9 protein-coding genes and 3 pseudogenes are annotated in these 13,962 nt (G+C 69.2%); 5 read left to right on the plus strand and 7 right to left on the minus strand.

The genetic code is table 11. From position 1 onward, the window contains the following. Positions 1-3 precede the first annotated feature (3 nt). The 4 genes and pseudogenes from ACFYRY_RS05515 to ACFYRY_RS05530 all read right to left on the minus strand — a co-directional run. Positions 4-837 (minus strand): carbohydrate ABC transporter permease, encoded by an 834-nt coding sequence (locus ACFYRY_RS05515; RefSeq protein ID WP_389140315.1) that lies wholly within the window; start codon positions 835-837, stop codon positions 4-6. Continuing rightward, positions 837-1,790: a carbohydrate ABC transporter permease gene (locus tag ACFYRY_RS05520; RefSeq protein WP_389140317.1), complete on the minus strand. Its 954-nt coding sequence runs from the start codon at positions 1,788-1,790 to the stop codon at positions 837-839. The genes ACFYRY_RS05515 and ACFYRY_RS05520 overlap by 1 nt, the downstream gene beginning before the upstream one ends. Beyond that, on the minus strand, positions 1,787-3,097 hold the full coding sequence (locus ACFYRY_RS05525) for an ABC transporter substrate-binding protein (protein ID WP_389140319.1): 1,311 nt from the start codon (positions 3,095-3,097) through the stop codon (positions 1,787-1,789). The genes ACFYRY_RS05520 and ACFYRY_RS05525 overlap by 4 nt, the downstream gene beginning before the upstream one ends. A 603-nt stretch (positions 3,098-3,700) precedes the next feature. Next, positions 3,701-4,288 (minus strand): annotated as a pseudogene (locus ACFYRY_RS05530) (TetR family transcriptional regulator); the annotation flags it as partial. Positions 4,289-4,364: 76 nt separating this feature from the next. Here ACFYRY_RS05530 and ACFYRY_RS05535 point away from each other — a divergent pair. The 4 genes and pseudogenes from ACFYRY_RS05535 to ACFYRY_RS05550 all read left to right on the plus strand — a co-directional run. Continuing rightward, positions 4,365-5,057 (plus strand): NAD(P)-dependent oxidoreductase, encoded by a 693-nt coding sequence (locus ACFYRY_RS05535; RefSeq protein ID WP_389140321.1) that lies wholly within the window; start codon positions 4,365-4,367, stop codon positions 5,055-5,057. Then, a complete protein-coding gene (locus tag ACFYRY_RS05540; RefSeq protein WP_389140323.1) occupies positions 5,054-5,458 on the plus strand; it encodes a pyridoxamine 5'-phosphate oxidase family protein in 405 nt (134 codons plus the stop codon). Before ACFYRY_RS05535 ends, ACFYRY_RS05540 begins: the two co-directional genes overlap by 4 nt. A gap of 32 nt (positions 5,459-5,490) precedes the next feature. Further along, positions 5,491-6,363: a haloalkane dehalogenase gene (locus ACFYRY_RS05545; RefSeq protein WP_389140327.1), complete on the plus strand. Its 873-nt coding sequence runs from the start codon at positions 5,491-5,493 to the stop codon at positions 6,361-6,363. Positions 6,364-7,262: 899 nt separating this feature from the next. After that, positions 7,263-7,727, plus strand: a pseudogene (locus tag ACFYRY_RS05550) (transposase); the annotation flags it as partial. A gap of 75 nt (positions 7,728-7,802) precedes the next feature. Here ACFYRY_RS05550 and ACFYRY_RS05555 read toward each other — a convergent pair. The 3 genes and pseudogenes from ACFYRY_RS05555 to ACFYRY_RS05565 all read right to left on the minus strand — a co-directional run. Next, positions 7,803-8,030 (minus strand): annotated as a pseudogene (locus ACFYRY_RS05555) (PQQ-binding-like beta-propeller repeat protein); the annotation flags it as partial. Between the two features lie 478 nt (positions 8,031-8,508). Beyond that, positions 8,509-10,554, minus strand: a complete 2,046-nt coding sequence (locus tag ACFYRY_RS05560) for a WD40 repeat domain-containing protein (protein ID WP_389140329.1) — start codon at positions 10,552-10,554, stop codon at positions 8,509-8,511. A gap of 47 nt (positions 10,555-10,601) precedes the next feature. Then, complete coding sequence (locus ACFYRY_RS05565) at positions 10,602-12,134, minus strand: hypothetical protein (protein WP_389140331.1); 1,533 nt, start codon at positions 12,132-12,134, stop codon at positions 10,602-10,604. Positions 12,135-12,545: 411 nt separating this feature from the next. Between ACFYRY_RS05565 and ACFYRY_RS05570 the strand changes: the two genes are divergently transcribed. Then, positions 12,546-13,751, plus strand: coding sequence for a DUF2207 family protein (locus tag ACFYRY_RS05570; RefSeq protein ID WP_389140333.1), 1,206 nt, complete (start codon positions 12,546-12,548; stop codon positions 13,749-13,751). Positions 13,752-13,962: the final 211 nt, after the last annotated feature.

The following is a 13,962-nucleotide window of genomic DNA, read 5'->3' on the forward strand; positions in this document are numbered from 1 at the left end:
CGTTCACCCCTTGACTGCCCCGGAGGTCAGTCCGGCGACGATCCGCCGCTGGAAGAACAGGACGAAAACGATGATCGGGATGGTGATGACCACAGCGGCGGCGGCGATCGACCCTGTGGGCTGCTGGAACTGGGAGCTCCCGGTGAAGAAGGCGATCGCGGCCGGCACCGTGCGCGCGGCCTCGGTGGAGGTCAGCGAGATCGCGAACAGGAAGTCGTTCCAGCAGAAGATGAACACGAGAATGGCCGTGGTGAACACGCCCGGCGCGGCCAGCGGCACGATGACCCTGCGGAAGGCCTGCGCGGGCGTCGCCCCGTCCACCTTGGCGGCCTTCTCCAGGTCCCAGGGGATCTCCCGGAAGAACGCCGACAGGGTGTAGATCGCCAGCGGCAGCGAGAAGGTCATGTACGGGATGATCAGCCCGATCCAGGTGTCGAAGATCCCGATGTTCCGCTCGATGTTGAACAGCGGTGACACCAGCGAGATCGGCGGGAACATGGCGATCAGCAGCGACATGCCGATGAGGACCCGCTTGCCGGGGAACCGCAGCCGGGCCACCGCGTAGGCGGCCATGGTGCCGAGCACCACCGCGATGACGGTGGCGATCAGGGCGATGCCGATCGAGTTGATCAGCGCCCTGGTGAACTCGGAGGTCGCGAAGATGCCCCGGTAGTTCTCCCAGGTCCAGTCCCTCGGGATGTAGTCGCCGTCGGTGAGGGTGCTGGGGTCCTTGAACGACAGCGCGGCGATCCACCACACCGGGAACAGGGCGTACAGCACCACCACGACGTTGATGACGGCCCATCGGGCCGCGTGCGTCTTTCCTACGGCGGCCATCAGCGCTTCACCTCCGCGCCCGGAGCGGCCGCGCCGAACAGCTTGACGAACGTGAAGGCGATGATCCCGACACAGATGAAGATCAGGACCGAGATCGCCGACCCGATGCCCAGGTTCAGCGCGGTGAACAGGTTGTCGTACCCGAGGATCGACACGGAGCCCGTGTCCTGGGCGCCCGCGGTCAAGATGTAGATGTTGTCGAAGATCCGGAACGCGTCCAGGGTGCGGAAGAGCAGCGCCACCAGGATGGCCGGCTTCATCAGCGGCAGCATGACCTTGATGAACCGCTGCCAGGGCGTGGCGCCGTCCACCATGGCCGCCCGCAGGGTCTCCTCGGGGACCAGGGCGAGGCCCGCGAGCAGCAGCAGCGCCATGAACGGGGTCGTCTTCCACACCTCCGCGAGGACGATCAGCCACAGGGCGGGCCACTGTTCGGTCAGCGGGGCGTCCCCGCTGGGCAGCAGTCCGGCGAGGTAGCCGAGGTCCGGTGTCCAGGCGTACTGCCAGGAGAAGGCGGCGACCACGGTGACGATGCCGTACGGGATGAGGACCGAGGTGCGCACGACGCCGCGCGCGAAGATCGTGCGGTGCATGACCAGGGCGAGGCCCATGCCGAGGGCCAGTTCGATGGCCACGGACACGACGGTGATGAACAGCGTCACCCAGAACGCGTCCCACCAGAACGTCGAGGTCAGCACGGCCCCGTAGTTGCTCAGGCCCACCCACTTCGCCTGTCCGGGAAACCGCAGGTCGTAGCGCTGGAGAGACAGGTAGACGGCGTATCCGATGGGGTAGGCGGTCACCGCGAGCATGACGATGACGGCGGGTGCGCACAGCAGCCAGCCGAGCCGTCGCTCCTGCCGGGCGCCCGCCGAGACCGCCGCCCGCTCCTGCTTGGAGGGCTCCGTCTTCGGGGGCTGGGGGGCTCCGGCCGGTTCGGCTTGCGTGCTCACGGGATCACACCCTCGGATCGCAGGGCATCGTCGATCTGGTCCCTGATGGTGTTGATGGAGCTCACCGGCTCGATCGCCGACGGCGGGGAGAGCGTGTGGGAGATCGCGATCGAGATGTTCTGGTAGGCCGGAGTGAGCGGACGTACGCTCGCCGCTTCCAGGGAGGTCAGCACCTCACGGGAGAACGGGTATGCCTTCATGAACGCCGGGTCGTCGTACAGGGCGCGCAGGGTGGGCGGCAGTCCGCCGTCGAGCGCGGCGGTGAGCTGGTTCTCCCGGTCGCGCAGGCACAGGGCCGCTTCGAAGGCCAGGTCGGGGTGGCGCGAGTAGGCGCTCACGGCCAGGTCGATGCCGCCGATGGTGGGACGGGCGGGGCGGCCCGCGTCGGCCCGGGGGTACGGGGCCCACCGGAAGTCCTTGAACAGGTCCGGGTTGTTCGCCTTCATCGACGGATAGACGAACGGGTAGTTGATCTCGAACGCCGCCGTTCCCGACTCCATGGCGAGGCGGTTCTGGTCCTCCATCTGGTTGGACAGGGAGGGGTCCGCCGCCGGGGATTTCGCCAGCCGCCGCATGATCTCGGCGGATCTGACGGCCGGCGGGCCCAGGGAGGGCTCGGTCGCGGCCGGGTTGAGGATGGAGCCGCCCGCGCTGTTGATCAGCGTGTTGAACCAGACGGTCAGGCCCTCGTACTGGGCGCCCTGGATCTCCACGAAGTGCGGTTTGCCCTGCTTGGCGAGGGCGCGGGCCATGGCGATCATCTCGGCCCAGGTCTTGGGCGGGGTGGGGACCAGGTCCTTGCGGTACCAGAGGAGTTGGGTGTTGGTGTTGTACGGGACCGCGTACAGCTTGCCCTTCCAGGTCGAGGTCTGCAGCGGTACCCGCAGGGTTCCCTCGGTGGCCTGCTGCTTCGCCGCTCCGGTCCACTCGCGGATCCAGCGGGCCTCGGCGAACTCCGCGGCCCAGGTGACGTCCAGGCCCAGGATGTCGAGGGAGTCGTCCTGGGCGGCGAGCCTGCGGACCATCTGCTGCCGCTGGCCGTCGGCGGCGCGCGGAAGCTTGTTGTAGCTGATCCGGTAGCGGCCGCCCGACGCCTGGCTGCACCGGTCGGCTGCCTTCTGGAGCGCACCGGAGTCGTCGGGGAAGTTGTACCAGTTGAGGGTGGGCCTACCGGAGCCCTCGTCGCTGCCGCAGGCGGCGAGCACCGACGCCAGCAACGGCAGTACGGCGAACGCCCGCAGCCATCGCGTCCCGCTGCGACGTCTCTTCTGACCCGAAACGGGCCGGCAGCCGCACCTCACGTTCACGCGCTCCACACCTCGCTTCCGGACGGTGGCACGGGACCAGGGCCTCGCGGCGTTCCTCCGGCGAACACTAGGTGCCACAAAAAGCAAGATCAAGCACATATCGCACCAAATCACCCACGTCGGCTCTTCGGTGGAACCGAGTCAAGGTGCGTTACGGGGCCACCCCATGGCGCCCGGCCCCCATCCGGCGCCCGTCCAGCGCCCGTCCGACCCCCAGGGACGACGAAGAGGCCACCTCCGGTCCACCGGAAATGACCTCCGACCTGCTACTTCACAAGTCGGGACGACAGGATTTGAACCTGCGACCCCTTGACCCCCAGGAGTGAGCGTCGAAGGTACTTTCTGGATATAGCAGACTTAACCAGGACGCAGGGTGGGTGCAGAAAGCTCCCTCTGGGGCACACTCGTCGGCTACGACTTCACGGCAAGGGCCGAAGGTGGCACCCGGGCACCCCGATTGGGCGGGTGCGGAGGTTCGTTGTCGACCTGCTGCTTCTCGGCGGTGACATGGCTGTTACGGCCTGTGAAGCCGCCGCCCTGGCGGACGGCGCCTCCGCCCGAGGCCGGCGAGCCCCGTCGGCCGGCAGCGGTGGGCGCCGCGGCGCGTCGCCTCGGGGCCAGTACCGCGCGCAGCGCCGGGGTCAGGCTGTGACGGATCTCGGACGGGGTGAGGGCGGCGGGGGTGGGGAGGGGGTTGAGGTAGCGGGTGTAGATGAGGCCGCCCAGGATCGTCACTACGGCCGTGGCGCGGGCGGTCGCGTCCCGGCCGCCGAGAAATTCAACAAGCCGGCCCAGCAGCTCGCGTTCCAGGTATTCGCGGATCACCTCGGCGGCTTCGTCGCCCTGGATGGTGAGCTGCTGGAAGTCGGCGTCCTCCCACAGGTCGGTCACCGCGTCGATCAGGCGGTCGGGGAGGGTGGCCGGATCGCCGCCGAGGACGTCGTCCACCGCCAGCGCACTGGCGCACTGGAACTGCATCATGTCTGCGAACAGGCCCTTTTTCGAGCCGAAGTGGTACGCGATCAGCGCCGGGTCGACTCCGACGGCCCCGGCCACCGCGCGCAGGGTGGTGCCCCGGTAGCCGTGCTCCAGGAACAGCGAACGGGCCGCCGAGACGATCGACTCACGGGTCGGCGGGTTGCCGCGGGGGCGGCCTCGGGTGCGGGCGGGGGCAGGGCGGGCGTTATTCATCAGCGTTGAGCCTGCGTGGAGTGAGCAGCACAGTCAAGGGCGTTCCCGCTACCCCACGAAGGGATGACCCGACACCATGCGTATCGCAGTCTTCGGCGCCAACGGACCGACCGGCCGCCGCCTCACCGAGCAGGCCCTGGACGCCGGCCACGAGGTCGTCGCCGTGACCCGCAGACCCGGCTCCCTGTCCGCGCGGCCCGGCCTTGCCGTGGCCGTCGCCGACGCCACCGACCCGGCGGCTGTCGACGCCGCGATCGACGGCACTGACGCCGTCCTCTCAGCGCTGGGCGCGCGCTTCAGCAAGGAGACCATCACCACCTACTCCGCGAGCGCCACCGTCATCACCGGGGCCATGGCCCGCCACGGCATCAAGCGGCTGCTCGCCGTCAGCTCCAGCATCGCCGACCCGAACTGGCGCCCTACCGGCGCGCACTTCTTCAACCATGTGCTCGACCCGCTGGTGAACCGACGTCTCGGCCGTACCCTCCACGAGGACATGCGCCGTATGGAGGCCGTGATCCGTCAGACGGGCCTCGACTGGACCTTCGTCCGGCCTTCGGGCCTGTTCGAGCACCCCGTCGTCACGGACTACCACACTGCCGAGACCAGCGCCGACGGCGTCTTCACCGCCCGTGCCGACCTCGCCGCGAGCATGCTGCGCGAATTGACGGAGCGGCGGTACGTCCGTACGGCCATGGGCGTCATCACCACGGCCGTGAAGCCGAACATCGCCAAGCTGATCTGGGACGAGGGCGTGCAGAAGAAGTGAGCCGCCCCACCTTCCAACTTTCGTCCGTCGCACGAGCGTTCCTCACTCTCCCGCACACGGCCACCCTCACCACCCTCCGTCCCGACGGCACCCCGCACGTCACCCCTGTCCGCTTCACCTTCGACGCGGCCACCGGCCTGGTCCGGGTGACCACCCGGGCGGGGGCCCGCAAGGCCCGGAACGTGAAGGCGGCCGGCCCGGCGGCCCGTGTGGCGCTCTGTCAGGCGGACGGCTTCCGCTGGATCACACTCGAAGGCCGGGCCGCCGTCACCGATGCCCCCGCTCATCTGGCCGAGGCGGTCCGCCGCTATACCGTCCGCTACCGCGCGGACCCGCCCACCCCGCTGGACCTGGTCGTCGTCGAGATCGCCGTCGCCCGCGTCCTGAACCTCATCCTCTGAATCCCCCGTGTCGAAAGCGAAGTGACACCGCCATGCCCACCCTCCCCATCCTCGATTCCACCCTCTACTACCGCGAGTCCGGCGACCCCGACGGGCTGCCCTTCGTCTTCCTTCACGGCAACCCCACCTCCTCCCACCTGTGGCGGAACGTCCTGCCGGGGGTGGCCGCGCCCGGCCGCCGCCTTCTGGCCCCCGACCTCATCGGCATGGGTGACTCCGGCAAGCCCGACCTCGCCTACTCCTTCGACGACCACGCCCGCTACCTCGACGCGTGGTTCGACGCCCTCGGCCTTACCGACGCCGTCCTCGTCGGCCATGACTGGGGCGGCGCGCTCGCTTTCGACCGCGCCGCCCGCCTCCCGGGCACCGTCCGCGGCCTCGCCTTTACGGAGACCATCATCAAGCCGCTGGTCGGCGACGAATTCCCGGCAGCCGGGCGGAAGTTGTTCGGTCTCCTCCGCACCCCCGGGGTAGGCGAGGAGATGATCCTGGAGAAGTCGCTGTTCATCGAGGGGCTCCCGGACACACTCGCCACCCCGCTCGACCCTGCCGACCTGGAGGTCTACCGCCGCCCCTTCCCGACCCCGCACAGCCGCCGCCCGGTACTGGCGTGGACGCGCATGATGCCGCTGGACGCCGAGCCCGCCGACGTCGTGGCCCGCATCGAGCGGTACGACGCCTGGCTGGCCGCCAGCCCCGAAGTCCCCAAACTGCTCGCCGCGTTCGAGCCGGGACCGGGCTCGATGACCGACCAGGGGACCGTGGCCTGGTGCGAGGAGAACATCGCGTGCCTGGAGGTCTCCCGCCACGGCCTGGCCGGCCACCACACCCCGGAGGACCGCCCCGAGGAGCTGGCCTCGGCGATCAACGACTGGGCCGACCGTCACGGGCTGGCACGCCCGTAGGCGTCCTCGATCACGGCGGTGCCGATCCGCGCCGCCCGCGACCTCCTGCCCGACCCCGGCACCCCTCTGCCACCACATCCCGTCCCGGACCTGCGCGAACTACGCGCCGGCGTCGTCCTCCACCAGTTCGAAGCCTCCACGCAGCGCACCTTGACCGGGTCAAGGTGCGCTTCACCCCAATCAAGTGCGCCGGCCCCCAGCCAGTCCCCAAGAATGATCAAGGGGCCATTTCAGATCTCCTCTGAAATGGCCCCTGACCTGCGACTTCGTAAAGTCGGGACGACAGGATTTGAACCTGCGACCCCTTGACCCCCAGAAGTAAGGGGCAAGGGTAATTTTCTGGATAGAACGGATCTAATCAGGACGCATGATGTGCGCAGCAGGATCCCTCGTGCGCCATCGCGCACACTGTGTGGTCCCCAGCTGGTCCCCACCGACGGTCATAGCTCTGCCGCCAGGACGCTCCCTGAAACGTGTCGACGCCATGGCTAGGTCCACCGGCTGGACGCTGCCGCACAGGTACCGTCTCCCCGAGGGCGACATCTTCTCTCTGGGGCATACTCGTCGACTACGACTCCGTAAGCCGTCTGCCCGGAACGGAAACGCCCCGTATAGTCGCCCACCACGTCATGCCAGAAAGCCCGCTCTCGGTAGCCTCTCTGGTGAACTACGCAAGCCTTCGGTAAGCCCCCGTAGTCGGTTGCTGGTGCCCTGGAGCGGGGTGAGTTCGCTGTCGGATGGGATGGCGTCCCGTGAAGTGGTGTAGCCGGGCAGTGGCCCGGAACGCGCGGGTGTCTGCCCGGGGCGTACATCCGCTGGCGGTGCATGCTCCCTGAACAAGGGCAGACCACCGCACAAGTCTCCCTGGTGAACGGCCAGTTCAACCGGAGGAGCATTCGATGGCCCTGTCCCAGTCTGAGCTGATGCGGCTGCTTGAGTCACTGCGTCAGGCCGATGGAGTTGAAGCAACCAGGGTGGTCTGCGAGCGCATCCTGCAGCAGCTCATCGAGGCCGAGGCCGCCCAGTTGATCGGTGCCGCCCCGGGCGAGCACCCCGACAAGCGCACGACCTGGCGCAACGGCCACCGCGACCGGCTGCTGACCACCCAGGCCGGCGACCTGGACCTGAAGATCCCGAAAGTGCGGACCGTATCGTTCTTCCCCTCCCTACTGGAACGCCGACGGCGCATCGACCGGGCGCTGTTCGCCGTGGTGATGGAGGCATACGTGCACGGCGTGTCCACCCGCAGCGTGGATGACCTGGTCAAAGCACTTGGGGCGGACTCCGGGATCTCCAAGTCCGAGCTCTCGCGGATCTGCGGTGAGCTGGACGAGGAACTGACCGCGTTCAAAGAACGGCCGCTCGCCTGTCGCATAGCGGAGGTGCGCGCAGAGCGAGGGGTGAACCGCCGGGTTCGGTAGAGATCTCAGAGGGCCGGCGCTGTCGGCGAAGTACACAACGCCGGTGCCGGCCACCGGCGATGCCTCGATCGGGGAGTCGTTGGGCAGTGTCCAGCGTCGCTGTCCGGTGTCCGCGTCGACCGCCACCAGATCGAAGAGATCATCAAGGACATAGACGGCGCCGTCGGCTATGGCCGGCGTCCGGTAGGGAATGCCTCCGCCGGGTACCTTCCACAGCGTTCTGTCGCCGACGTCGACACCAGTCATCGCTCCCCTGCCCAGGCATCGTTGGCCTTCCGCGTTCACCCGGCGCCCTTGTGCGCGACCAGACCGCGCAAGCCGGCAATGAAACGAACCCCGACATGTCGCTTTTGGGCAGCGCAACCGTGAATCCGCGTGCTCCTACAGCCCGTTGGCCTCACCGGCCTCGCAACTCTCGGGTCCCGTTACGGTCGAAGCCGACGCGAGACGGCTACGACGGATCGATGGGACAACGCGGACCGGCCGGAGAGTTGGACGCCGCACGGGCGGTGGACTCCCGGCCCGGCGCCGCGGGACGGCGTCCACAGCCGATGGCAGCGCCGCGTGCCCGCCCATCCCGTCCGTGGCCGGACGAGCCGCGCGGGGGGCGGTATCCGCGAGGTTCGGGCCACAGGCACCGGCCTGTCGCGCACGTCGCGCGGGCTCTCGGCATCCGTCCCGAGGCTCCGCGCGACGGGGTGAGACGGGTCTCGGCTGAACGCGTTCATCGTCTGGTGAGCGGGAGGCTCAGGACCCCGCGGTCGTGCCCGACGATCAGGTCCGGACCCGCGGTGGCCAGACAGGTGAGCACCACATCCAGGGCGATGTGCCCCACCGCGCCGGTCTCCGGTTCCCATACCCGCAGCCGGTGACCGTGACGGGTGCCGGTGACCAGGACCGTATGGCCGCCGTGCAGGGTGGAGGCGGTGATGACCGGCAGGCCCCCGGTGCCTGTCGAGGCGGGCAGACCGTCGCCGACCGGGGCACCGGTGGCAAGGTCCCACAGCATGACCACGCCCTGGTTGTCCCCGGTGGCCAACATGGTTCGGTCGGGTGTGGGCACAGCCGCCACGGCTGCCACCCGGTGGTCGGCATCGGCGAGGGCACGGGCGCTCAACTGCACGGCCGCGCCGCGTTCCCAGGGGTCCTCGACGGCCGGGTCCCACACATGAAGGCGGCCCGCGGTGTCCGCGGCCGCGATCAGTGTGTGGTCGGCGGAGATCGGGACGGCGGCGATCGACTGGATCGGACTGCCATAGGGGTTGAGGCGCCCGACGCACTCACCGGTTTCCGGATCCCACAGCCGGACGGCGCCTTTGGGGGTGGCGGTGACGAGCAGGGTGCGGCCGTCGGGGACGATCGCGGTACACATTCCGGTCACCCCGCCAGGCCAGTCCCCGGCCGGTTCGCGGATCGGCTGCCCGGTGGCGGGGTTCCACAGGGCGATCGTCCCGGTGTCGCCTCCGCTCGCCAGAAGGACGCGGCCGTCGGGCAGGGGCAGGGCCGTCATCGAGCGGATACGGTCACGATGTCCTGGCAGCGGGGCATGGACGAGCCGGGCGTCGGCCACGTCCCACAGGCACACCACGCCCCTGTCCCCGGCGCCGGCGCCGGCGCCGGCCACGAGCGTCGGCCGACCCGGGCGGGACACCACCGCCAGCGCGTTCACACCCCCGGATGAACCGGGCGCCGAATCGGAGAACACCGACATACGGCCCCAGGGGGTGCCGTCGGCCGCGAGCACCGCGTTCCCGTCCTGCCGGAACCGAATCGCCGCTTCACCTGTTCGTCCGGGCGCCGTCGACTCCACCGTGGCGGCCGACTCGTCGGAGTCCGCCCGCGCCTCCGTGGGACGGTGCCGGGGGCTCGCACCGGCCGGGTTCTCCGCCAGGCCGTCGGCGATCGTCCACGTCCGCTCGCAGTCCCAGCAGCGGAAGTCTCCGGTGAGCGCCATCAGTTGGCTGGCCAACTCCCTTGCGTCCTGTTGCGGGGTGCCCGCGACCGCCACCATGACGACGACCAAACACAGGACGGCTTGCCCCGGTGTTTCGGGGGGTACCCCGACCATCGCGACTTCGCGTGCCACCCGCAGGAAGGGCTCCCACTCCTCTCCCACCGCTTCCTCTCGCAATACTGCAGCGACCTCGCCCCAGGTATGTCCTCCCTGCCTGACATGGGCGGGATCAGGCAGCCCCGGAGCCTCGGCGGGCGGACGTGCAGGGTCGACGAAGAAGTCGGGGATCTCGGTATCGCTCTCGCACTCGGGACATATCAGCAGGAGGTCAGCTTCCCGGGGATCGGGGAACCGCCACAGCGCTTCGCCCATGTGGTGGCCGGCGAAGGCCACGCAGGCGAGCACGAGGTGGGCGCAGACCTGCGGAGCAGTATCGGCGGCAAGGAGGCTTCGGGTGGCCGCCCGCTCGGCGAGACGCAGTGCGGCGCCGAACCCCGTCTCGAGATCGGCCGGGACAGGGGGCCTGTCCTCCGCGGTCACGATGCATCCCAAGTCCACCCAGAAGTCGGCGGTCTGTCCCGGAGGCAGGGCCGCTGCCGCCTCGACGAGATGCGGGAGAGCGGCATAGGCCCCGTCGAAGACGGTCCCGTCGTCCATCAGACCGCCGGCCAGGTACGTCCAGGTCTGCCTCCATCCATCGCCGCTCCCGGTGGCAGCCGCGGAGGACAACTGCTCCAGGAGTGCTTTCACCTCTTCGACCTTCACACCGTCGAGGTCAAGCCAACGAGGGCTGTGCAGGGGCAGCTTGGGAATCATGGAACGAGTCTCGCAGGCAGCACTGACAATCAGGAGGCTGCCCCGGATCAGCTCATCATCCGATCGGCGACCACTGCCACGGAACGGGGGACGATCCGCTCCAGGACCGGCAGAACAGGATCCCAGTCGCCCGCAACCATCACGACCTGCGCGGCGAGCCTGCGGGCGTGGGACGGCTCGGACAACTCCACGAGTGCGGCCAAGGCGCGGGCTCGTGTCGCGCGGTGGGCGATCGAGCGGGTGAGAGCCTCGGCCCGGGCGTGATCGCCGTGCCGGGCCGTCTCCCGGACGACCGCGACCAGTGCCTCGCCCTGCGCCCAGCGGTCGTTGATCGAGTGAACGAGAGCCTCGGCCCAGTCTGGATCGCCACGCCGGGCCAGCTCCCGGACCACTTCGATCAGCGCCCTGTCCTGTGCCCTGCGGTCGTTGATCGTGTGGGCGAGAGCCTCGGCACCGCCCGTGTCACCGGACCGGGCCAGTTCCCCGACGACGTCCGCCTGCCGCGCCACGGACAGATCGGGGTCGAGACGGCCGGCGAGGGCCATGGCCCGCTCGACCTGCCCATGCCTGGCCAGCAGGAGTGTCACGGACCTCAGCAGAATGTCGTGATTACGGCCGTCGCCGGTCTCGAGCAGTGTCTCGGCCCGGTCGGCAAGGGCCAGGACCACGTCCTGGTCGGCGCTGTGAACGACCGCGTCCAGCACACAGGCCATGTCCCAGGCGTCGAGCGGGGATCCGGGAGGGAACGGGCGAACGGCGGCCTCGTCCAGGTCTCCTTCCGGGACCACCATGTCCTGTTCGGCGGCTTCGCCGAGCGCCCACCCGCATACCGTGCCCCCGGCGCCGACGGCCGGTCCGGGCGGGGTGCGCAGGAGAGCATCGAGCCGGTCAAGGTCTCCCGCCAGCGCCTCGCGGGCCAACACCACTGCCAGGGGCCGTGGCTCGGACCACCCTGTCGAGTTGCGGGAGCGGGTGATGTCCTCCACGCGGTCGGCAAGTGCGGCGGCCCGGTCATGGTCGCCGCTTGCGACGGCCACCTCCACGAGGAGGGCGAGCACCTGTTCCGTCCCGTCGGCGGCGTAAGAACTCACCACGTCGTCGGCGCGAGCGGCGAACCTGAGCGCCTCATGGATGTCGCCGCTGTCCGCCACCGCCTTCGCCAACAGGGCCCAGGCCCACCCCCAGTTGTGCGGGTAGCGGATCCTCTCCGCCAGAGCGACGGCCCGGTCACGCTCACCGGCTCGGGCCCACGCCGGCACGAGGGCGACCAGTGCCTGGTCCCGCACCTGCCGTCGGGGAATCGACTCGGCCAGCGCCTGAGCGCCGCCCAGGTCTCCCGCGCCCGCCGCGGCCTGCACCAGCGCCAGTAGTTCCGTACCCTGCTTGAGCTCGTCACTGATCGTGTACGCCAGCTCAGCCGCGCGGACGAGGTGGCCGGTACGGGCAAGCGCTCTCGGGAACCATCCACTGGTGAGACCGGTGTTCGAGTGCCTGCCCACCGACAGCCGCAGAAGGGTCAGCAGGCAGGGCTCGAACCCCCCTTGCGCGATGTCCCTTCTCACGTCGTTCTCGGGTGCCAAGCCGCGACGTAGCTCCCGTTCCCGCGCCATGAAAAGCTCTGGCCCCCACTGGGCCAACCCCTCTGACATGTCTGGTGCCCCCTTGGCGAAGCCCCTCAACTGCGCACCTGCGCAGGCGGCCCAACAGTAACGGGGCCCCGACCTGACGGAGTCTCGCCAGTGGCCTGGCCGAGACGCTGGTCCCGTTGGCGCGCAGGAGGGCGACAGCGTGCCCGCGCAGCTGAATCGCCGCAGAGATCCACGCACCCGCTGAGCCCGTTGTTTCAACAGGGCAGCAGTGAACCTCTCGTGGCTCTCAGCTCGGACATCAGCTTCGACGATGCCTCGGCTGCGTGATTTCCCCGATGCGGTGATCCCCAAGAGCATCTACAGTCGTCTCGGTCACATTTCTGGGGGCGTATGAAATATCGAATGCTGACCGCCGGTGTGGTGAACCTGCTGATGGGAGACGGCGAGACAACTCCGAAGGGCATCGAGACCACCGCCCTGGAAATGGTCCGCACGGGCCGACTGCAGGGTGAAGAGAAAGCCGACGGTACGGTGACCGTACGGATCGTCCCGCAGACCGCCGACTCGGCACCGCTGCGGCCCGTCGAGGAACTGGTGGTCGAACGGATCCGCCGACGCTGCCGAAGCGGTGTCGACCGCGTGCCGATAGGCGCCCTCGGGCCAGGCGACGGCGACGAGTTCTGGGTATGGTGGCGCGGCTTTCAAAACAGTGTCCGCAACGAGGCGACCGCCCTTGGCCTCATACGGCCGGCCCGGAACAAGTACGTGACGCTGCTGTATCGGGGTGCGCCCCTCGCGGCCTGGTTCGGCGCCCTGTGGGCCTGCGTTTCGTTCAGTCCCGAGTGGATGCGGATCATTCTCACAATGGTCCTCGTGCCCAGCCTGTTCGGGCTGCTGCGGCTGTCAGACGTCCCGCTCGAATCCAGGCCCAGGTTGACGGCCGCCGGACGGCAGGCCGCGCGCGAGTGGCGGACCCACGACCGCGCTGGAGAGCATCGGCTGCCCAAACGCCAAGTGGGAGTGGCTGGTCCCGAATCGGCGCTTCCCGTGCGCGAGCCGCAGCGGATCTGGTCCGCGTACGGCAGATCGTGGCACGTCGTGGACGCCGGGCCGCTGGACACCCCGCGCTGGGGACACCTGTGGCAGCTCGTGCTGCTGACCGTGGCCGTGTGCGCCGCCTTTGGCGCCCTGGTCGCGGTGACCCTGACCGCGCACCGCCCGGCGTTGGCCTGGGAATGGGACACCGCTCCGTTGCTCGCCGGCGTACTGCTGTGGGGTTTGTGGCTGCCGGCCCGACGCCGGGTCCTGGCCGTTCCCGACGAGGCGAGCTTTCGCGGTGCGGTCATCTCACGCTGGGACTATTACACCCACTACGACGACCCGCCCACGGACATCACGCACTACTGCTCCTCCATCGAGGACCCGGCAACACGGAAAGCCTGGTCCTTCGAGGTCGACCAGTGGACGCGGCCGATGTTCTCACGCGCAGCGAACCCCGAGCTCAAGGACCGGTTCCGGGTAGGGGACGTCGTCGATGTCCACTGCAGCCCGCGTCGGCGGAAGATCCATCAGATCAGTGTGGTCGAGGCCGTGTCGCGGACCGAGTGACGATTCCAGCGACGAGGCGTCGTAACCGCTATCGGTTCGAACTACCACGCAGCCGTAGACGCTGGGGCGGCCAGAACCTCCGGGTACGCGTCCAGGATGGAGGCACAGAGGAAGCCCAGCAGCGGACTGGTCGGTACAAAGCGGTACTTCCCGCCAGACGGTGGCGACGAACCTCGCGCCTCGGCCGTCCGCCGGTCCCTGCGTCCAGGGC

The sequence above is a fragment of the Streptomyces sp. NPDC005263 genome (assembly GCF_042872365.1).
Lineage (GTDB): Bacteria > Actinomycetota > Actinomycetes > Streptomycetales > Streptomycetaceae > Streptomyces.

Coding starts and splice junctions, on each gene's coding strand:
- ACFYRY_RS05515 (WP_389140315.1), bottom strand. CDS start 837: ATGGCCGCCGTAGGAAAGACGCACGCGGCCCGATGGGCCGTCATCAAC.
- ACFYRY_RS05535 (WP_389140321.1), top strand. CDS start 4,365: ATGCGTATCGCAGTCTTCGGCGCCAACGGACCGACCGGCCGCCGCCTC.
- ACFYRY_RS05545 (WP_389140327.1), top strand. CDS start 5,491: ATGCCCACCCTCCCCATCCTCGATTCCACCCTCTACTACCGCGAGTCC.
- ACFYRY_RS05560 (WP_389140329.1), bottom strand. CDS start 10,554: ATGATTCCCAAGCTGCCCCTGCACAGCCCTCGTTGGCTTGACCTCGAC.
- ACFYRY_RS05570 (WP_389140333.1), top strand. CDS start 12,546: ATGCTGACCGCCGGTGTGGTGAACCTGCTGATGGGAGACGGCGAGACA.